Below are 21,166 nucleotides of genomic sequence, written 5' to 3' on the forward strand. Positions count from 1 at the left end.
TGGTTATGATTTTGATGCCGTTTTCACAGCTTTTCGTATTCTAAGGTATGTTCCGCAACGGCAAATGTTGCCGTTCATTGCCATTTCAATTTCTTCGTCCGTAGGATTCGGATTTTGTTTTAAAAGCGCCGAAGCAGTCATAATTTGCCCTGCTTGACAGTAACCGCACTGGGGCACATCTTCTTCAATCCAAGCCTTTTGCACGGGATGGTCTCCATCTTCAGATAACCCCTCAATGGTAGTTATTTCTTGATTGCCCACAGACGATATCGGTAACATGCAGGACCGTGTGGCCGTTCCATTCAAATGGATGGTACAAGCGCCACATTGTGCAATACCACAACCGTACTTGGTTCCTACTAGTTTTAAATTGTCTCGCAAAACCCAAAGAATGGGTGTGGAGGGGTCTACGTCCACCTCCTGCGTTTTTCCGTTGATGTTGAGTGTAAATGTTGCCATATTGTCTAAAATTCACTTGAATTTATGGGTTTTTTAGCAAAGACCCATTCCAAATTAGGACATCTTGAAAAAAATTAACATTATGTTCTTAAATTCTTCATAAATACTGCAATTTATACCTTGCTAAGAATAAAGATGAGCAAGATTCGGGTTTTATTGCCCTAATGGGCCATTTACTTTTGCTATGAAATAATTTGTACGCCATGACAGCACAAACCGAATACAATTACAACAGAATAGCACAGGCCATTGAATTCATTACCACAAACTTTAAAGAGCAGCCTTCCTTAAATGAGATTGCCGAATCAGTCCATTTGAGTCCATTTCATTTTCAAAGGCTGTTTACCGATTGGGCCGGGGTTAGTCCCAAAAAATTTATGCAATACATCAGCATTGAATATGCCAAACAGCTCCTGAAAGAAAGACAGGCGACATTGTTCGACACTGCCCAAGAAACCGGTTTTTCGGGAACGAGCCGACTCCACGATCTTTTTATCACTATTGAGGGAATGACCCCGGGGGAATATAAAAATGGAGGCGAAAATCTAACCATCAACTACAGTTTTGCCGAAAGTCCCTTTGGTAATTTAATTGTGGCCTCTACCCCAAAAGGCATCTGCCACATGTCCTTTATAGATGAAGAACAGAAAGGATTTCAAGATTTAAAATTCCGTTTTCCCCATGCTGAGTATCATCAACTATTGGATAAAACCCAGCAGGATGGATTATTCATTTTTCAACACGATTGGAGTCGACTGGACCAAATTAAATTGCATTTAAGCGGGACCCCATTTCAACTAAAGGTCTGGGAAACTTTACTCAAAATCCCCCAAGGAAGCTTGACCACCTATGGAGCCATTGCCCAAAAAATTGATAGTCCAAAAGCATCAAGGGCGGTGGGCACGGCCATTGGAAACAACCCTGTTGCATTTTTGATTCCCTGCCATAGGGTAATCCAATCTTCTGGAAAACTTGGTGGGTATATGTGGGGCAATACCCGAAAGAATGCCATCATTGGATGGGAAGCTGCGCAAATGGACTTAGCCCAATAATATCACCAAAATCTTATGGAAAAAACAGAAAATACCCTTCCTCAATGGGAACATATTGATTGGACTCAAGTGCATGGGGAACTACACAAAAAAGGATATGCCTCCGTGCCTGGTTTTTTAAGTTCAGTGGAATGCCAAGAATTCATCCAACGCTATCAAAAGCCTGATGGGTACCGAAAAACGGTAGTCATGGAGCGTTATCGTTTTGGTTTGGGCGAGTATAAGTATTTTGATTATCCGCTTCCGGAGAAAATCCAAGAATTGAGAACCAAGCTTTATCCCCATCTTGCCCCTGTGGCCAATCTTTGGATGAAAGTATTGAAAATTGACAAGATGTTTCCTACTACCCATCAAGAGTTATTGGAGCAATGTAAAGAGAGAGGGCAGCTTAAACCTACCCCATTGATACTCAAATACGGTGAAGGCGGTTTCAACACCTTGCACCAAGACTTATATGGAGATGTCTATTTTCCCATCCAGGCACTACTGGTGTTGAGCAATCGGGAGGTTGACTTTTCGGGTGGTGAATTTGTAATGACACAACAAACCCCCAGGGCCCAATCCAAAGCCATCGTACTAAAGCCCAATCAAGGTGACCTTGTATTCTTTACCACTAATTTTAGGCCTGTGAAGGGGCAAAAAGGGTACTACCGCGTAAACATGAAGCATGGGGTAAGTGAAGTTACCAATGGAAACCGGTATGCATTGGGCATTATTTTTCACGATGCTGTTAGTTGACATGAAACAACATTCCGTATTAAGTGATTCAGCCCTTAGACAAGGTATCAAAAATGGAGGAATCCTCTTTGCCGGAAATATAAATCTGAAGATTTATGGTACCTTGAAATGCGCTTCGGGCAAACGTATGAAACGTAAAAATCGTGTTTTTTTTAGTTCTGAGAAGGAAGCCCTAAATTTAGGATATCGACCCTGCGGACATTGTATGAAGATTGCATATCAAAAATGGAAGAATGGATTTGTTCAGTAGTCAAATAGACCCCAATAAAAACTGGTTGCCTTTTGATGGCATTGTGAATTACCACGGTATGATCATGGACTATGAAAAAGCAAATGGGTTTTATGAACACTTGCTTCATTCCATCGCTTGGAAAAACGATGTGGCCATTATCTTTGGAAAACGTATTGAAACCAAACGAAAAGTCGCGTGGTATGGCGACCAACCTTTTGAATATACCTATTCCAAAACTACCAAAAAGGCCCTGCCATGGACCAACGAACTTTTGGAATTGAAACAATTGGTGGAAAAATTGACCGGGGAAACTTATAATTCGTGTTTGCTTAATCTGTACCACTCTGGAGAAGAGGGCATGGCCTGGCACAGTGATGCCGAAAAAGACCTCAAAAAAGATGGTGCCATCGGTTCTTTGAGTTTTGGAGCCGAACGACGATTTTCCTTCAAGCACAAAAAAACCAAGGAAAAAGTCACCCTACTTTTGGAACACGGTAGTTTGTTGGTGATGAAAGGTGCAACACAGACGCATTGGCTACATCGTCTTCCTCCAACAAAGGTCATTCACAAGCCACGGATAAACCTTACGTTTAGGACCATAGAATCCTTTTAAGCAAAATGCCCCAACGCCTTACCTTTAAAACATTAAACAAAGGGCAACTTATTTTAGTTTTTCCTTAGCTTCATTATTCTTTACCTAGCATTTCTTAGTCGTTCCTTAATTCATTTGCTTTAGGCTTACGTCTATTTTAGCCCGCATCTTAAGCATTGCACAAGATATTCTTTCAATGCGATGAAAATCAATCTATTAAAAACCAATTTCAATCAAACTTTAAACATGATTCAAACGAAGAGTGCTTGTAGAATTTCATTCAAGCATAAAATTAGCTTCTTCGGTACTTGCTCCATTGTGCTGCAAGTCCTTTTGTGTGTTTGTTCAACAACCACACTAGAAGCACAGACACCCAGTGACGCCCTTATGATGCCATCCAAGAACATTTGTGTCTTGTTTGCCTATGACATGGGCTCTTTTGACCGGTATTGGGAAGGCGACTATTTGCGATCTAACCAAACCATAGCCACAGTTGATCGAAATACAGTGCTTCCCATGGCGGCCATTGGTATTTTGGATGACCTCAACTTTTATGTTGGGCTACCTTTTATACGAACGGAATCATCGGAACCCAATGGAGGAAAGTTTACAGGGGCCCGCGGTTTTCAGGATTTAGGATTGGCCGTTAAATATCGGGCAATTCAAGAAACTGTGCTCAATGGAGAGCTTACCGCTTTTGCCACAGCAAGTTTTTCTACCCCTTTCACCAATTATCTATCTGATTACAAACCGTACAGTATTGGTGCTGGCGCCCCGGAATTTGCATTACGGGCCATTAGTCAGTATCAATGGAACAATGGATTCTATGTTCGAGGTTCCATTGCCCATTTATGGCGCGGCTATACCGAAGCGGAACGGGATTATTATTATGCCGATGGTAGTTATTACACCGCTTGGATGGACGTACCCAATGCATGGACCTATGATGGTGTTGTTGGAAAATGGCTGTTTGATTATTCCCTAAAACTTGAGTTCAACTATACCGGATTGGCCTCTACCAGCGGTGACGATATTAGGGCCTATAATGCCGCACAGCCCACAAACCGGGTAAAATTTGACCGTATTGGTTTTTCCGCCCAGTACTATTTTAAATCATTGAAAGGATTGGGTGTTGTGGCTTACCATAATAGAATTATTGACGGACGCAACATGCCCAAATTAAGTAACACTGGTTTTGGTGTTACCTATCAGTTTAACCCATTCAAGAAAACAATTGAAGTAGAAGAAAATGAACAATAAAATATACACACTGTTACTGGCCTTGGGGCTTACCATTTTAGCTTCATGCGAAAAAGATACACCAAGGTACCTTCCTTATGAAGGGTATACCTTTACAGAACTGAATGAAAATGGAGGGGAATGGACCCCGGTTCTTCTAGACGCAGGAAATGTTATAGACATCGATGCTCCTGATGCTACAGATTCCCAAGCCTATCAAGATGAGCTTGATGCTGTAAGAACGGCCACGGTGAGCATGACTTCAAAACAAAAGAATGCCGTAAAGTACTGGACCAATAATCCTACCGTGCGCTGGAATGAGATTGCCCTGGAACTCATTGCCAAATACAACCTTATTCCAGGTCCTAATGAAGATGGCACCTATACCTTGCCCAATCCAGCAAACCCGGAAGGTCCGCCAGCATTTCCATTTGCACATCCACCCTATGCTTGCAGGGCATTGGCCTATTTGTCTGTTGCTCAGTTTGATGGACTCATCAGTGCTTGGCATTATAAATACCAATACAACAGGCCTGCCCCATATCAAGTAAATGAAAGCATCAAGTATGCCTATGAAGAAAACAACATTCCTTCCTATCCTTCTGATGGAGCGGTAATAGCCCGTGCTTCTCGTAATATTTTAACAGCCATGTTTCCGTTGGAAGCAGAATACCTGCAAAAATTGGAAGAGGAACATTTGGAGAGCCTTATCAATTCTGGCGGCAATGTACAGAGCGACATTACCGCTGGTGTGGCAATCGGTGATGCCGTTTCGGCCATGGGACTGTCCCGAGCCAGTACCGATGGTATGAAGAATGCCCAAACCCCAAAAGCAGTCTCTGATTCCATCAAGCAAGCTGCCCTTGATCGATTTGGTTGGGCGTGGGATAACCTTGAAATCCCCGAACGTCCTGTAGGATTAACTCCGTTCTTTAGCAAAGTAACCATGTGGAGCATTGACGATGTGGAGAGTGTTCGCCCTATCCCTCCGCCCGCATTGGATTCACAGGAATACTTGGACGATGTGGAGGTATTGAAGGATCATGCCCGCAACATGACCGATGAAAAAAGACGGATTGCCAACTTTTGGCAAGACGGCTTGGGTACCTACACTCCTCCCGGACACTGGAACCGCATCGCCAATGAACTTATTGTGGAGTACAAATTAAATCCTTTGCAAACTGCTCGCACATTGGCCTATATGAACATGGCCATTATGGATTCAGGTATAAGTTGTTGGGATGCCAAATATTATTATCATTATCCAAGACCCATTCAACTCATTGAAGGATTTGAGACCATAGCTGGAACACCAAACTTCCCAAGCTATACGTCTGGTCACAGCGTATTCTCAGCTGCTGCATCCGAAGTGCTGGCCTATATTTTCCCCGAGGAAGCTTCAACGATGAGAGCATGGGCCGAAGAAGCCGCAATATCGCGGGTGTATGGAGGGATCCATTGGAGTTTTGACGCAACCGTAGGCACAGATCAAGGTCGGGAGGTTGCCCAATATACCATTGACCGTGCAAGGGCCGATGGGGCGGACAATTAAATTTCATTTTTTGACTCAAAAAAATAGGCACGTAAAAATCTAAAATTGGATTGAGTCAATCTTTAATTCCATTGCACTAATACATTGCAGGGAAAGCTCATAGTTTTGTAATGAATCAATAAAACAATAAAACATGAGCGATAGTAGTAATACAATTTTAGGAATATTGGCCGGTACGGCCATAGGAGCAACCTTAGGCATATTGTTCGCTCCAGATAAAGGAACAGCAACTCGAAAAAAATTGGTGGAACAATCCAATAGCTTGGTAGATGATGTGGCACAAAGCACCACACAACTGAAAAACCAAGTTGTTGATACGTTCAGTTCCAAAACCAGTTCTTTGGAGGACGAAGTGGAATCCTTGGTCTCCTCAGCAAGTTATAAGGCTGACGATGTAATCTCAACATTGGAAGCGAAGTTGAAGGAGCTTAAGGCCAAAAATAAGAAACTTCAAACCGCCTCAAAATAAATGAGTTCCTTAAAAAAAATAGGTACAGTTACAACTGAATCCATAGATAACTCCCAAGAATACCTGAAACATTCTTGGGAGTATTACAAGTTGAAGCTGTTCATGCATACAGCCGAGCTTAGTATCGGTACAGTAAAACTGGCCTTTTTCTCCATCTTGGGAATGATGGCCATGGGACTCTTCTCCATTGCCCTCTCCATTTATTTGGGAAACCTGCTTGAAAATTTGGCGTTGGGCTATGTACTCACCGGAGTGCTGTACATTGTGTTGATGCTTGTGATATATGCCCTTTTCAAAGAGAAAATTGAAAAAAGAATCATCAAAAAACTTTCAAAAACCATTTTAAGGGATGAATAAGACCGATTTTGAATCCATGAAGGAAATAAAACAAGAGTTGAAAATCTTACGGCTCAAAAAAGACATCAACTTAGAGGCACTTAAATCCAATAAGAACGCTATTGAACACTTTTTTGAACCCCTCACCGTGGCCAATCGAATTCTTAGCCCTATAAAAGGTTTTCTATTTGCCTATATTCTCAAACGGTTGTTTAGATAGAAAAAAGCAAATACGCTTTAAGCAACTTTGATGCTTAAGGGAAAGTTCTTGTTTATTTTCGAAAACAGCAGCGCCCCATTTACTGGTTTGGTCACCAAATCATTGGCACCCAGTCTAAAAATTTCCTTCCGCGTATCACTGGTATTATCTGCTGTAAGTACAATGATAGGAATATCGGGGGCACAATTGGCCCTACCGGAACGAATTATCGAAGTAGTTTCAAAACCATCCATCTCTGGCATTTGAAGATCCATCAATACGAGATCAAAAGTCTCTTCATTCATAATTTCCAGCGCTTCCTTACCATGATTGGCTATTGTTAGGCTTACATTTTCCCACTTTTTAAGCAACAACTTCACTACAGTCTGGTTCATTTTGTTGTCCTCAACCAAAAGAATGCGACTTGCCCCAACCGCACTACTGTTCAATTGGGTCAACGGTTGTGCATCTTGGCCAAGCTCCGTTTCATGTTCATCCACTTCAAAATTAAGACCTAAGTGACACGTTGTGCCCTGTTGTTCGTTATTTTTGATGTCGATAGTCCCGCCCTGCAAATCCACGTAGGTTTTAACAATATAAAGTCCCAGTCCCAAACCACTGAATTCACGCTTATCCATGAAGGATTTTTTGGTGAAGGATTCAAAAATCGTACTCATTTTCTCCTTTGAAATCCCAATACCCGTATCCTTAATTTCAAAATCGAGCTGAACGCCGTCTTTCCCTTTTTGTTTGGCATTAACCTTAATCTCAACACTTCCGTGATTGGTAAATTTGATGGCATTATCGAGCAGATGGTTTAAGATTTGAACCATTTTTCCTTTGTCACCCACTATTCTAGAAGGCAACCCATTGGGTATGGCTAAATTGAAATCCAAGTTTTTGGCTTCGGCTTTGGCCCTTTGAATTTTTATGACTTTTTCCAAAGTTGATGGAAGGTCAAAGGATGTTTCTTTTAACTCTTGATTTCCTTTTTCAATAACCGTAAAGTCGAGTATGTCCTCAATATACCCCAACAAGTTTTTGGATGAGCTTAAAATAAGCTTACACTTTTCTTCCAAATCTTCTTCTTCCTTATTTTGTTGGAGTGAGGTGGCCACACCCATAATGAGGTTCAATGGCGTACGTAGTTCATGACTGATATTGGAAAGGAAAGATGACTTGATCTGGTTCATATCTTCTGCCCGTTGAAGCGCCAACATTTGGTTCTTTTCATTTTCCATGCGTAAACTTCGAATTCTATTGCTCATGGAAATCGATAGGAAGATAATCTCAAACCCGATTCCGAATTTAGCTCCATTGTTAGTAAAAAATGAATTTTCAATGGTATTAAAATTATTCAGGATAAAAACCACAAATCCAAAGACCAAAAAGGAGATACCAATAACGAAGTAAGGGTCAACGTTTACCTTTTTTGTTTTCATCACCACGAGCGATGCAATCATGTGCACCAGTACCAAAATACCAATGGCATTGGCCAGCGGATAACAATACTGAAATATAGATGGTACTGCAACCAAGAGCAGGGTACCCAAAGCAATACTAAATCCCAAAACCTTACCAGAGCTATGTAAAAACCTGCTGTTCTCCTTTAAATTCAGGAATTTATCTCCATATTTTCCAAAGAAAAATAGCGAAATAAAGGCGGTAAGCAACACAGCTCTATCGGAAAGCCATCCACCTTTGGGTGTAAAATATTGATGAAAAAAGCCATCCAAAGAAAACTGCATCAAGGCTATAAAGAGTACATATAGACCATAATAGATAAAGGCTCTATCCCTCAGCGCAAAGAAGAAGAACAGATAAATGACACACGCCAAAATCAAAATGCCGTAAAAGAAGCCATAGAAAATCTGCTCCTTGTAGGTCAAATAGAAAAATTGGTCCTTTTGATATAATTGCAAGGGCAGCATCACCACTTCTCCATCACTTTTCATATGTATGTATGCCTCCGCTTTTTCATTTGGGGCCAATCGAATATCAAAAATGGACTTTCTGTGTTGAATAGTCTTTTGGTCAAAGGGAATCTTATCACCACTAAATTGACGCTCCACTTTTCCATTTTCTTTGACCAAATACAAATCCACAATATCTGTAATGGGCCTTCCGGTCTCCAGATAATAATATGCGGGTTCAGAGGTCGTATTTTCCAAGGAAAAAGTCAACCAAAAATGGTCATTTGAGAAACCTGTGTTTTCCTTTATGCCAGTAAGAGGAACAAAGGAAAGTTTCGGATTGTTTCTAATCTCATTAAATTCATAGTCCTTCTGCCCAGCCAAAAGAACTGATGCCTTGGAACGAATTGAAATAGGATTTGAAAATATATGATTTTCCTGCAGTTGAGCAGTTAAGGTAACCGGTGATAGGCATGCAATCGTTTGCAGAACAATACCGGCTGCCACATAGTACAGCTTTGTGAGGTTATGCATAAAGTAGGCTTCGTTACTACCACTCTTTGGGAAAGTGGAAGTATGTTTGTTTGTTATAATTCAAAACGACTTTCATTTGAATTTATGACTTAAAGTTGGGGAAACCTTTAAAAATGGGCAATATCAAGGGATGTCTCGCATGATATTTCGATATACGGCAAGTTTTTATTTAACACTGCAAGTTCAACCCTTCACTTTTTGAAAGAATTCAAGTGTTCTACCAATATCAAAATCAATTAATCTACGAGGATGCTTTTTTATTCTTCTTAGCGTCATTTGCGTTCCTTTTTTCCAAATGTGCCTGCAAAAAGTCAGCTTATTATGAATGGAAAATCTTTATCAAAGCTTTGAATACAATGGAATCAATGGAATTAAAAGCGCCATGTTTTGACTATATCCAATACTCTATTTAGGATTGGCATTGCGCCAATACCTGTTTTGCCCTTTCCTCACCCCAATTGGGATAAAATGGTACTTCTTTGGATTCCGTAGTTGTAAAAAGTACAATGGCCCTTTCCACATCTTCGCAGTATGGCGTGGTATCCTTTCCAAAATAGCGAGCCGAGCCCATATCCCATTCCGCTTTGGAAAATATTACTCTAGGGTTATTGGGGGCCAGTTGCATTGCCTCGTTGTACAATTTTGTGTTCTTACCCGACAAGGTCATACCGTAAGTTTCACCATCAAATGCTATCCAAGCCGTATTGATCATGGCTTCTAAAATAAGTATTTCAGGATTTTCTGGTGATATGTTCTTGGCAACATCTGCAAATTCCTTGGCCTTTTCCAGTTGCTGGGTCAATTTTGTTTCATCTTTCTCGCCAAAAGAGGCTGTGGTATTTACAAGGGCCGCATAATAATAGGGCAACCAATTGTCCGGTTCTGCCATGGCAATACGTTCGAAAAGGTTGGAGGCTTCGGTTATCTTTTGTTCTCCCCAAAGTTGCATGGCTTTGGACATACCTTCAGTATAACGATCTTGGGCCGAAACTGTAACTGATACGGCGATTAAAATAAGGGTTGCTAGTTTTTTCATTTTTCTGGTTTTTATTTATGGATTAATGAATGGTTTTCTACTGATTCAAAGATGTAGTACCCAAGTCGGTTTTAAAATGTTAGGTTACCGAGTTGTGAAGTTTTACGGATGAATTGTTATAAATTATCCAGTTGATTGCTTTTCGAGTTGGTGCTGATGGTCCAGAAGAACCCTACAAAAAAGAAACTGTCCGCAGGAGGCGTAATGGCCCTCCGATTGTAAAAACCAGTACTGTCCGGAACATTGGCGTATTGGTAATTGCTTACGTTATTAAAGCTTAGGACATTGCTCACTGAAAAGTAAAGTATCTTCTGCTGGTCAATCAAATACGCCCAATTAAGGCTAAGGTTATTGTAGGTCTTGGTTTTTTCGGCCATAAACTCCTGGGTATTTGGGTTATCGTAGGGCCTACCTGAACCAAAGGAATACGAAAGCCCTACCTGTGACCGAAGTTCGTTCACCCAGTATTTTGTAACCAATGAAAAATTGTGCTCTGGGGCAAAATTCGGAGTGGCAGCCTCTGCAAAATCGCGATAATCGCGTTCTGTGTTCAAATAACTGTACGATGCCCAATAGTCCAGATTGTCTATACTCATGTTATCCCGCCAAAATACATCAATGCCTGCGGCATATCCCTTTCCTAAATTGGAGTAATTGGAATTGAATTCAGGAAATGGGGTATCAAACTTTACCAAATCATCATAATCCTTGTAGTAGGCCTCCGCCCTAAAGGTCATGCCATTATCGAGGTATTGGTAATTTAGGATGTAGTGCGAGGTTTTTTCCAAATCCAAGCTTTGGTCAAACTTGATGGACTCAGCCAATGGTTTTTGATAGAAATCACCATAAGCCAAAGAAAATTGACCTTTCTCACTGGACTTATAAGCCAACGACAATCGCGGAGAAATGGAAAACTGGTCCAATACATTGGAGTGTTCTGCCCTAGCCCCCAATTTTAAAGCAAAATTTTGGCTGAAAAAGATATCTCCTTCCAAAAAACCTGCTACCAATACATCATCATAGCCTCCATCAAAAGTAAATCCATCAGAATCTTGATAAGTTTCATCATACTTTGTGCTGAACAGTTCAACCCCAGTATTCAATTCAAATCGGTTGGAAAATCCTTTTTTGGCTGCGATTTTTATGTGGGAATTAATTTCTTCAGCATTAATGACATCTTCCATCACTGCAATCTCATTCATGTCACTTGCCATACTGCCCCCAGCAAAGATGCTCCAATTATTTTCAAAAAAATGCTTGTATGAGGTATTGAAATATAGATTTCGATTCTTGAGTTGAAACCGGACCAAATCCTCAAAATTGATGTCCTCTTGGGCGATGTCCAGGGTGGCCCTGTTAAACCCGGTGTAAAACTTAAATATACTTCGATCTCCTTTTATTCGAAATACACCCTCTCCCGAAATGGATTCATAAGGATCGTTCCATTCCATTCCCTGGGTAGAGGGAATCAAGGCTTCATAGGGTGAAAGGTTGATATAACTGGTATTTACACTCAAAGAGGTATTGCCCCAAATCTGGGTATGGCCTACCCCCCCTCCAACGGACATCACTTGAATATCTGTCTTTTCCTCATCGGGTATATCCGTGGTGTTCAATAAGAGAACACTGGAAAGAGCCTGACCGTATTCTGCGGAATATCCCCCGGTACTGAAGGTAATGCCCTTGAACAAGAATGGAGAAAATCGTCCACGGGTAGGAACATTGTTGGTTGTGGCATTAAAAGGCTGGAACACCCTAAGTCCGTCAATAAACACTTGGGTTTCTTCGGCACTTCCCCCACGAACAAACAAGCGGCCATCTTCATTGACCGTTGTGGTACCGGGCAAGGTTTGCAAGGCTGCTACAAAATCACCTGCAGCTCCCGCAGTGGTGACAATATCCAAAGGTTTTAGAACTGAGACTTTGGAATTATCACCAGCCTCAAAAGTCCCTGCAGATAGGGTTACGCCGCTCAACTGGTTTACTGCCTCAATCAATTTGATGTTAAGGTTTTTTAAATAGGAAACCTCCCCTATTTCATAATGTGGCTCGTAGGCCATCATTGAGATGACAAGTGTTTGTGTACCGGTTTCAGTGGTTTGGAAATTAAAATTGCCCGCTTCATCTGTTGAGGCCCCATCATAAGTGCCTTCTAGATAAACATTGGCTCCAATAATGGGACTACCCGATGTGTCAACGACCTTGCCGCTTATGGTTTCTTGGGCTGAAGATGTCCATACTATGGCTGAAAATAGGACAAGTACAAAAAATTTCATTGCTGTTTGCTTTTTGGTTGATGCCCAAAAATCATACAGCTAGTCAAAAAGCCATAAAAAGAATAACCGAACTGTTATTTTCGGTTTATGAACCGTATTATGCTACACTCTCTCCTAAAATTGATTAGCCTTTTGATTTGTTCAAAAAACGCGTCCTTAATGCATATACCAGCATTACCACGGCAGCAATCAAAGAGCCCAGAGATTCCCTTCCCTCTTCAATATTTACGGTTTTCATACCATGGTCCAGTTGAACCCCTTCGTAAGTTTCTGGCCAATACACAACAAAAAGTATCAAAAAGAATACGGTAAGTGCAAAATAGATGCTTGATTTCAACTTCTTAAGCAGAAAAAGTACGGATGCCACGGCTGCCGCCAGATATATCAATATCCATTTTAGCGCATCTGGGTCATTGAATTGTACCACTATGGCATAGCCAAACAACAGTGTGAAAACAATTGCGAAAATTTTGAAGAACGTCTCCATATTTATTGAATTACATGATTTTTAAGCACATCATAAACCTCGGTAGCAAGTAATTCTTGCTTGGGCAAGTTGGTTTTGTCGTTGGTCACAAGAATGGGCCAATCCTCCTTGTCTTCTGGGGTTCTTCCATGGGATCCTTTCACCAACTCGGCCTTTAAGGGGATTACATCCATAACGGTTCTAAAGCCCAATTTCTTTTTTATGAGTTTCCAAATGACCTTGGCCACAACAAGTTTGTCTGAAGGGTCGGTAAACATTTCCACGGGATCATACCCAGGCTTTTTGTGGATGTCCACCATACGGGCATAATCGGGTGCCACGGCATCGTCTTCCCAAAAATAATAGGTGAACCAGCTATCTTTATCAGCCACAAGAACAAAATCACCTGCCCGTTCGTGGTTCAAATGATGGGCCTCCAGTTTATTTTTTGGAATGACTTTTTCCACGCCTGGGATGGTTTTCAGGTATTGATGTAGTTTCTCGTAATCTGTGGATTCTTTCACATAGATATGGGCTATTTGGTGGTCCGCTACGGCAAAGGCTTCGCTTGCGCCTGCATCCAAAAGTTCCAGTCCTCTCTCGATTCGGATACCCAGATACCCTTTTTTTCTTAAATAGCGATTAATGTGAATGGGATTGGACACATCCGTAATACCATATTCCGACAACAATACAATATTGGCCGATTGTCCTTCGTAATATGTTACCAAATCCTTGACCACGGTATCAATTTCCTTCAAATCCTTTTTAAGGATATTGAAATTCAACCCATGACGTTGTATGTTATAATCCAAATGGGGCAAATACACCAAAGTCAAGGTTGGGTTGTTTTCTTTGTCCATTTCCATCGTGGCATCGGCAATCCATCTGCTGGATGCTATGGACGTTTTGGGTCCCCAGAATTTAAACAACGGAAATGTGCCCAATTTGGCCTGCAGTTTGTCTCTCAACTCGGCCGGATAGGTGTAAATATCAGGGATTTTTCTGCCATCTGCCAGATAATTGGGTCGCGGGGTAGCGCTAAAGTCGACGGTGCTATACATGTTGTACCACCAGAACATGTTGGCACATGTAAATTTTTGATCTTGTGCTTTTAACTCGTCCCAAATTTTTTGGGATTGTACCAAAGGGTTGCCCTGACGCCAAAATTTGACCTCCAGTTCATCTTTAAAGAACCACCCATTACCTACAATGCCATGCTCTGTGGGCCACTTCCCTGTAAGATAAGTACTTTGTGCAGAACAGGTGACAGCTGGCAAAACAGGTTTCACCACACTACCTTTTCCTTTTTCCAAAAATGATTTTATAAATGGGGTATGTTCTCCTATCAATCTATGGGTTAGTCCTACAATGTTGATGACAACGGTCTTCTTCATTTTAATCTTGATTTCATCCAGGACAACTCCCTTGCAATGGATTCTGTAATTGGAACCTTTAATGTGCCCGGCAACACATCCCACGTGTAGGTTTCCACCTCAATATGATTGCTAACAAAATGCCCTTCCAAATACTCCAATACTTTTACAATCTGGTCTTGTGTGGATTGTAACAACCCATAATCTTCCAAGAAAATGGGGACATGAAAATGGGAGCGCAATTCGTCAAACGGTGCCTTTTTTTCCAAAACAATGGGCAAATCATTGTACGTTTTTACTTTTCCATTCACCATTTCCGTAACCTGATGCAAATACACAGGCTCATTGAATTGGGCCAAGGTGTTCCACAACTCCTCTTCCTTTTCCTTGTGGTATAAAATCTTGAGAGCAGCACTCACTTGGATTTTACCTACGTTTATATGAGTTGCTTTAAACTTTTCAAAGGTTAAAGTTGGAGCTTCGTAGGCCAATGCAAAATGACATACATCATAACAGACCGTTATATGTCTTTTGAGCAGCTCTTCTACTTCAACAATACTCAATTGAAACGACTCAAACGATTTGATTGCCTCGGGAATGAGATAGTCCTTGTAAAAATCCAGTACTTCTTGGGTGTTCTCCAAAAAACCATCGGGCTCGGGTTCCACATCCAAGTGCATATATCGTCCAGATTCCTTTTCAATTTTATGCAATTGCAATGCCACTTGGACCATATGCTGTGCACCACGAACAAAAGCCTGTTCTTTTTTTGACTCAGTGTCAAACCAATGTTTATAGGAAACCGGCGAAGTGGAAATACCACATTCCATCCCTTCAGGTGCCAAAAAATCCAACTGTTTGAATAATCGCAACGTATATTCCAATCGTTCTTTTGTAGTCCAATCGGGTACGTGAACTTTATCTTTTACGGGTTCTCCATGGAAGTTCCCGTAGGGAAATCCGTTCATCGTGAACACATAGCAGTCATTGTCATCAAGCCAATCTTTGAATTTTTGGAGTTCTTCATCGGTCAATTCCAAACTGGCTGTATTGCCCAGCCTTAAGCCCAGACCAAATGAATCGTTTGGAGAAACGGTATTCTTAATTTCCGGTAAATTTTGTTTTAGACTAGCTAAAGTTTCCTCCCAATCTCCTCCGGCATGAATATTTGTGCAATAGGTTAAATGGTATTTATCCTGAATTTTCATAAGGAATTTTGGGGTTTGAGAATAAAGCTACGGACGGCCTGCTCCATTACTTCATAATCAATGCTGTGTACATCTACCTGTTTCCCTATTTCTGAAATAAATGTAATGGTAAGCTCGCCTCCCAAATGCTCCCGGAACTCTTCAATTCCTTTTAAAAGCTCTTTGATTTCGGCATCAGTTTCTAAAGGAACCTCAAGGTTGAACCCTATTTTTTTCATTACGGAGAATATCCTATTCAAATCTTCACCCAATGTGCCCGTTAACTTAGCATAGACCATATCTATGGCCATTCCAATGGCCACGGCTTCGCCATGTCTTAGGGAATATTGGGTCATGTATTCCAATTTATGGGCCGACCAATGTCCGAAATCCAAAGGTCTGGAAGAGCCATTTTCAAAAGGATCCCCTCCTTTGGCAATATGTTCCATGTGCAATTCTGCGCATCGATGAATGAGATAGGCCATGGGTTCCATTTCCCTATTGGCCAGTGCTTCGGCATTGGATTCAATAAAATCAAAGAAAACCTTGTCTTTCAGCAAAGCGACTTTAATGGCTTCTGCCACGCCAGCAATCCAATCCCTTTGTTCCAGGGTCTGTAAAAATTCCAAATCGTTTATAATGGCAAACGGAATGGAGAAGGTTCCCAAGAAATTCTTTTTGCCAAAGGCATTTACGCTGTTCTTTACGCCAACAGCAGCATCATTCTGTGCCAATACCGTGGTTGGAATCCGGATAAGCTGTACGCCTCTGTGTGCAATAGTAGCGGCATAGCCAACCATGTCCACCACAGCTCCTCCACCAATGGCTACTACAAACGAATGCCTGCAGATAGCATTTCTATTGATAGCTGCCAAACATTTTTCAACACTGGATTGGTCTTTTTTGCTTTGCTCGCCACCCGGCACTGCAATCAATTCCGTAAACCGGATTTGGTTCGCGAAGTGTTTGCAATATGCCTCTATTTCACCCCTTACATAGGAATGATGGTCCAATACTCCCTGATCTACCACAAATAGACATTTTATGGGCTCATTGGGATGGTATTCTGCCAAAACATTTTTAAACAACGGATTTTCCAGTGCAAATAAATGCTGGGTAAACAATAGTTGATATGTATACCGTACTTGAAATTCTTGTTGAATGGTTGGCAATGTAATTTTGTCCATATACTACGTAACTGCAAATTGTTTTGCCAAATACATTGATAATGGCAATAATAAAAGTATAATCAATCCAATAATTATGTTGGAATGGGCCACAGCTATGGCTGCATCCAATAGAATTATGGACAATACTCCAGCTTTTACCGCTTTTTTGATATTTGCTGGGCTATTTTCCTTATATGCATTAATCAATGGCCTAAATACCATAAAAGCGAACAGTGCTAAAAATACAAGGTACCAAAGGTCTCCACCTGTGTAAACACAATGAAGATAATATACACCTAGCAGCACCAGTATATATAACAGTCCCGCAAGCACAATATTGCCTTTGTTCTTCCCATGGACCTCATCCCTGCTCACCATGGTAACCGCAAAGATAAACACCACAGGAATCAAAACATAGGGCCAATTCTCCATCGCATTCAGCAAAGAGATCCCCATAATAAGGTTAAGACCTCGGCAAACTCCCATGTTCAGAGGCCCTAAAAATGCATGGTGCTTGGCAAATTTATCATAAGACAAAATGGCCACTGCCAAAAAAATGGAGATAAGACCACACGTTTTATTCACCAGAAACGCCAAGCTAATTCCAACCAAAAGCAAGATAAACCCAAACAACCTGGCTTTCCATAAAGGTACCACACCGCTGGGAATAGGTCTTTCAGGACGCTCTACTTTATCAATTTCAATATCAAAGACATCATTGAGCACCACACCTCCGGCATATAAAAACACCGAAGCCATTATCAAAATGAAGGCTGGAAAGAAATTACTGTGCGGTATTTCAAAGGCGTCTAAACCAGCAAATAATCCAGCTATGGAAATCCCTGCAAATATATCCGCTGCTGCGGTAGGTAAGTTGGCAGGCCTACACAGTTGAAGATATGCCTTTAACTTTGGACTCATCAAACAATTTTGTTATCCTCCACCTTGGGCTCCTGACCTCTAAGAACGCTATTATCATTGAATAGTTTTCGTTGATCGATAGCCTCAGGGCTTAACCAATGCTCCTCTTTCATTTTACCTGATCTTCCGAAAAAGTCCAGGGCATTTTGGTAACATGTTTTTACGACATCTTCACGTGCCACCCCATTTTGAAGCATCAAATTAGCCGTCTTGGGAACAGCCAATGGGTCACTTACGCCCCAGTCAGCAGAACTATCCACTATAATGTTTGTGCTACCGAACTTCTTTACCACTTCCACCATACGTTGGTTGCCCATTTTGGTTTTGGGGTAGATGGTAAAAGCCGCAATAAAACCACGGTCCAGCACTTCTTGTACGGTCTCTTCATTATTGTGATCTATCACCACCATTCCAGGATCGATTCCATGTTCCAAACAAACTTCCATACTTTTAATGGTACCTGCTTTTTTGTCCCTGTGCGGGGTGTGTACCTGTACCATCATGTTAAAGGCCTTGGCCAACTCCAATTGTTCCCTGAAGAAACGGTCTTCTGCCGCAGACTGATCATCATAACCAATCTCTCCAATGGCGACAACATTTTCTTTGTGAAGGTAGAGTGGCAACAATTCCATCACCTCTTCAGCCAAGGGCACATTGTTGGCTTCCTTTGAGTTAAGACCAATAGTGCAATAATGCTTTATTCCAAATTGTGAAGCCCGAAACGGTTCCCAGCCTACAAGACTGCTGAAATAGTCCTGAAATGAGCCCACTTGTGTTCGAGGCTGTCCCAACCAAAAGGAAGGTTCTATTACCGCAACGACCCCAGCTGCTGCCATGGCCTCATAATCATCCGTTGTCCTTGAGGTCATGTGCACGTGTGGGTCTATGATCATCATTTTATCATCCATTGTATTATAAATTTTTCCAGGTTAGTTTACCCTCCTCTACTTTTTGCAGATGGGTGTTGTATGTATTGAGCAAGGTTTTTGCTTTATCTGCGTTTGAATGGAAACATACCAAAGTTGCTGCCTTCTGTTCCCTTTCATCTTCACTTTTGAACAAACGTTCGATATCATCAATCAGATTACCTTCCAAAAAATTGGATACGGGTCTCCAGAACATCGGATCAATTGCTCTGGAAGCTGCCCATCTTTCGTGGGCATAGTCGGAGATGATTCGTGCCAAATCCTTATTGGCCATTTTCTCGATTTCCGGTATCTTTTTCAAATCTTGCTGCATAAATGCGGCTTTGAGATACATTTGGTTCCACTCAGCGGTGGTAAAATATTGGGATGGGTATGGATTATATTGGGAAATGGCATTGAAAACCGTGGCAATATTCGTTCGTAGTGCCTCCACAGCCGCAAAATTAAAGTTCTTAGGTTCTGGCAACAAAACCAAATATTTTAGGAACGTTTCCAGTTCGGTTTTGTCCGCCACTTGAATGAGTTGCTGTACGGGCTTTAAAAACTCTTCGCCAGCATACAGTACCGAAGAAAGAACAAAAATCCTTGCAATGTCCAAGGTTGATGCCTTTTGTGTTTCCAGATAACTTTTCCATTCGTACTCAAGAGTTCCAAAATCTGTAATGGGCTTATCCTGGACTTTGGATGTGCACAGACTATAGGTTATATATAGATCCTTTTTGCTTTTGGTTTTCGAGATTTGCTCCACAGCACTTGTCAACCATTGGAATTCAGAATCGCTTAAATTTATTTTTAGAATATCGGAGAGATAATCTTTAGAGGTTTTGGCCATAAGGTTTAGACTAGAATCTTTTGGTTTTACAAATATAACGAGGGTTCAACGATTTTATTTAATCCCTTCCGTTTATCTTTGCTCCAAAGTTCAGATACCAAAGCCCTTCCCAATATTTTCCCTAAAATATATCCGTGGTAATGGGACTATTAAAAATTTACTACCACTATTTTGAAAGCGTTGCAGATTTTTGCCTAAACGCTCTGATTGACATTTATGCAATCTTAAAATGATTGCAAAGTTGCTTCAATCTCATTTATGGCGATGTCTATGTCCATTGGGCTTGTTCTCCAATTTACAAGTGCGGCCCGTATCCCCTTTCTTCCTTTATAGATGGATGGCGTCATAAAGACCTTTCCTCTAGCATTCAACCTGTTTAAAAATTCATCTATGGTTTCGTGGTCCGCGTTCTTCCATGTGAAGGACACAATATTGAGATTTACCGCCGATAAAAGTTCGAGTTGATGGTGGTTTTGAATCCATTCCCCCAAATCCTTGGCCAGTTGTATATTGTTTTCAACAATGCTTTGGTAACCTTCCTTCCCATACGCTTTTAAAGTGAACCATACTGGAAGTGCCTTTAGCCTACGGGAATTTTCGGGCAAGAGATTAAGGTAACTGAAGTTCTCAGCGATGTCTCCCAAGTAGGGCGCATTGGAGTTTTGGAAAGTCTCTACCTGAAGCTTGTTGTGCTTCTCCTTAATAAAAAAGACGGCGTTTTCATACGGCACATTCAACCATTTATGGCCATCAACTGTGATACTGTCCGCATCTTCCCAGCCTTTGACCAAATGCTTGTATTTGGGTGAACAACTCACAAAGGCTCCAAAAGCCGCATCAATGTGCCACCAAAATTTGTACTTGGACTTAAGTGCTGAAATAGCCTCAAAATCGTCAAAATCTCCTGAATTTACCGTTCCTGCACTAGAAATCAATAGAAACGGGGCTCCATTTAGTTCTTGGATTTGTTGCTCCAAGGAGTCCATAGCAATGGCTTCACGGTTTCCTTGCATGGTCTCAACCTGAATAATATTGGTACTTCCCATTCCAAGTAATGCCAGTGCTTTTATTGAAGATGAATGAGGGGTGGCACTCAAAACCTTAATCTCAGGACAGTTGAACAGACCTTCCTTTGAAACATCCATACCTTGTTCATTACCCAACCATTGCCTTGCCGTGGCCAGACAAGTAAAATTGGACATCATGGCCCCGGTTACAAATCCTCCAGTATATTGTTTTGGCAGATCAAACAGTTCCAGCAACAAGTCCAGGGCTTCCAACTCCAACAATGCGGAGATATCCCCATTCCCTTTTATTCCTTGGGGATTTTGATCATAAATACTGGTAAGCCAATCCCCCATGATGGCAGCGGGAGTGGAACCTCCTGTAACGTAGCCCCAATATCTTGGTCCGGGCGATCCCACCATAATGGGTTTGAATCGTTCGCTGAACTCTTCAAAAGCTGCAATAGCTCCTTTTCCCTTGTGGTTGAGTGGATTTCCGGCTGGTACTTTGGGTTGGGTCGAGGTTGGAATTTCATTGATATCCCTTAAAAATGAAAGGCCCTCTTTTTTAATACCTTCCAAAAGAATCCCCATCTGATCGAGATCCCGTTTTAAAACTTCGTTCATATTTTTTTGATTTCCGGTATTGGGTCCATCC

21 protein-coding genes are annotated in these 21,166 nt (G+C 41.4%); 9 read left to right on the plus strand and 12 right to left on the minus strand.

Features of this window, described 5'->3' with window-relative positions; genetic code table 11:
- Positions 1 to 3: 3 nt before the first annotated feature.
- Positions 4 to 459 (minus strand): (2Fe-2S)-binding protein, encoded by a 456-nt coding sequence (locus FG28_RS19360; RefSeq protein WP_036385733.1) that lies wholly within the window; start codon positions 457 to 459, stop codon positions 4 to 6.
- 203 nt (positions 460 to 662) lie between these two features.
- Here FG28_RS19360 and FG28_RS19365 point away from each other — a divergent pair, with 203 nt between their 5' ends.
- The 9 genes from FG28_RS19365 to FG28_RS19405 all read left to right on the plus strand — a co-directional run bounded on the left by FG28_RS19365 (position 663) and on the right by FG28_RS19405 (position 6,889).
- Positions 663 to 1,511, plus strand: a complete 849-nt coding sequence (locus FG28_RS19365; protein ID WP_036385735.1) for a methylated-DNA--[protein]-cysteine S-methyltransferase — start codon at positions 663 to 665, stop codon at positions 1,509 to 1,511.
- Positions 1,512 to 1,526: 15 nt separating this feature from the next.
- The gene (locus FG28_RS19370; protein WP_036385736.1) at positions 1,527 to 2,249 is read left to right on the plus strand and encodes a 2OG-Fe(II) oxygenase; all 723 of its coding nucleotides are present in this window, start codon (positions 1,527 to 1,529) and stop codon (positions 2,247 to 2,249) included.
- A 1-nt stretch (position 2,250) separates the two neighbouring features.
- On the plus strand, positions 2,251 to 2,499 hold the full coding sequence (locus tag FG28_RS19375; protein WP_036385737.1) for an Ada metal-binding domain-containing protein: 249 nt from the start codon (positions 2,251 to 2,253) through the stop codon (positions 2,497 to 2,499).
- On the plus strand, positions 2,483 to 3,094 hold the full coding sequence (locus FG28_RS19380) for an alpha-ketoglutarate-dependent dioxygenase AlkB (RefSeq protein WP_036385738.1): 612 nt from the start codon (positions 2,483 to 2,485) through the stop codon (positions 3,092 to 3,094). The genes FG28_RS19375 and FG28_RS19380 overlap by 17 nt, the downstream gene beginning before the upstream one ends.
- Before the next feature lie 225 nt (positions 3,095 to 3,319).
- Positions 3,320 to 4,333: a transporter gene (locus FG28_RS19385; protein ID WP_197062637.1), complete on the plus strand. Its 1,014-nt coding sequence runs from the start codon at positions 3,320 to 3,322 to the stop codon at positions 4,331 to 4,333.
- On the plus strand, positions 4,323 to 5,864 hold the full coding sequence (locus FG28_RS19390) for a phosphatase PAP2 family protein (protein ID WP_036385739.1): 1,542 nt from the start codon (positions 4,323 to 4,325) through the stop codon (positions 5,862 to 5,864). Before FG28_RS19385 ends, FG28_RS19390 begins: the two co-directional genes overlap by 11 nt.
- 133 nt (positions 5,865 to 5,997) lie before the next feature.
- A complete protein-coding gene (locus FG28_RS19395; protein ID WP_036385740.1) occupies positions 5,998 to 6,333 on the plus strand; it encodes a YtxH domain-containing protein in 336 nt (111 codons plus the stop codon).
- Positions 6,334 to 6,690, plus strand: coding sequence for a hypothetical protein (locus FG28_RS19400; protein WP_036385742.1), 357 nt, complete (start codon positions 6,334 to 6,336; stop codon positions 6,688 to 6,690).
- Positions 6,683 to 6,889, plus strand: a complete 207-nt coding sequence (locus tag FG28_RS19405; RefSeq protein ID WP_036385743.1) for a hypothetical protein — start codon at positions 6,683 to 6,685, stop codon at positions 6,887 to 6,889. The genes FG28_RS19400 and FG28_RS19405 overlap by 8 nt, the downstream gene beginning before the upstream one ends.
- 17 nt (positions 6,890 to 6,906) lie before the next feature.
- Here the strand turns inward: FG28_RS19405 and FG28_RS19410 are convergent, their stop codons facing one another.
- From FG28_RS19410 to FG28_RS19465, 11 genes are all read right to left on the minus strand, one after another.
- The gene (locus tag FG28_RS19410; protein ID WP_051947507.1) at positions 6,907 to 9,315 is read right to left on the minus strand and encodes a 7TM diverse intracellular signaling domain-containing protein; all 2,409 of its coding nucleotides are present in this window, start codon (positions 9,313 to 9,315) and stop codon (positions 6,907 to 6,909) included.
- A 409-nt stretch (positions 9,316 to 9,724) separates the two neighbouring features.
- Positions 9,725 to 10,351: a hypothetical protein gene (locus FG28_RS19420; RefSeq protein WP_036385745.1), complete on the minus strand. Its 627-nt coding sequence runs from the start codon at positions 10,349 to 10,351 to the stop codon at positions 9,725 to 9,727.
- 116 nt (positions 10,352 to 10,467) lie between these two features.
- Positions 10,468 to 12,627: a TonB-dependent receptor gene (locus FG28_RS19425; RefSeq protein ID WP_036385746.1), complete on the minus strand. Its 2,160-nt coding sequence runs from the start codon at positions 12,625 to 12,627 to the stop codon at positions 10,468 to 10,470.
- Positions 12,628 to 12,751: 124 nt separating this feature from the next.
- The gene (locus FG28_RS19430) at positions 12,752 to 13,114 is read right to left on the minus strand and encodes a transmembrane 220 family protein (RefSeq protein WP_036385748.1); all 363 of its coding nucleotides are present in this window, start codon (positions 13,112 to 13,114) and stop codon (positions 12,752 to 12,754) included.
- Between the two features lie 2 nt (positions 13,115 to 13,116).
- Positions 13,117 to 14,490, minus strand: coding sequence for an alkaline phosphatase family protein (locus FG28_RS19435; protein WP_036385749.1), 1,374 nt, complete (start codon positions 14,488 to 14,490; stop codon positions 13,117 to 13,119).
- Positions 14,487 to 15,677 (minus strand): metabolite traffic protein EboE, encoded by a 1,191-nt coding sequence (gene eboE, locus FG28_RS19440; protein WP_036385750.1) that lies wholly within the window; start codon positions 15,675 to 15,677, stop codon positions 14,487 to 14,489. Before eboE ends, FG28_RS19435 begins: the two co-directional genes overlap by 4 nt.
- Positions 15,674 to 16,843 carry a 3-dehydroquinate synthase gene (locus FG28_RS19445; RefSeq protein ID WP_036385752.1) on the minus strand — a complete coding sequence of 390 codons (1,170 nt, stop codon included), beginning with the start codon at positions 16,841 to 16,843 and terminating at the stop codon, positions 15,674 to 15,676. The genes eboE and FG28_RS19445 overlap by 4 nt, the downstream gene beginning before the upstream one ends.
- A gap of 3 nt (positions 16,844 to 16,846) precedes the next feature.
- A complete protein-coding gene (eboC, locus tag FG28_RS19450) occupies positions 16,847 to 17,746 on the minus strand; it encodes a UbiA-like protein EboC (protein WP_036385753.1) in 900 nt (299 codons plus the stop codon).
- The gene (locus FG28_RS19455; protein WP_036385755.1) at positions 17,746 to 18,654 is read right to left on the minus strand and encodes a TatD family hydrolase; all 909 of its coding nucleotides are present in this window, start codon (positions 18,652 to 18,654) and stop codon (positions 17,746 to 17,748) included. The genes eboC and FG28_RS19455 overlap by 1 nt, the downstream gene beginning before the upstream one ends.
- A gap of 4 nt (positions 18,655 to 18,658) precedes the next feature.
- Positions 18,659 to 19,504 (minus strand): EboA domain-containing protein, encoded by an 846-nt coding sequence (locus FG28_RS19460; RefSeq protein WP_036385757.1) that lies wholly within the window; start codon positions 19,502 to 19,504, stop codon positions 18,659 to 18,661.
- Between the two features lie 224 nt (positions 19,505 to 19,728).
- Positions 19,729 to 21,135, minus strand: a complete 1,407-nt coding sequence (locus FG28_RS19465) for a pyridoxal-dependent decarboxylase (protein ID WP_036385759.1) — start codon at positions 21,133 to 21,135, stop codon at positions 19,729 to 19,731.
- Between the last annotated feature and the right edge of the window lie 31 nt (positions 21,136 to 21,166).

It is taken from the genome of Muricauda sp. MAR_2010_75 (assembly GCF_000745185.1).
Lineage (GTDB): Bacteria > Bacteroidota > Bacteroidia > Flavobacteriales > Flavobacteriaceae > Flagellimonas.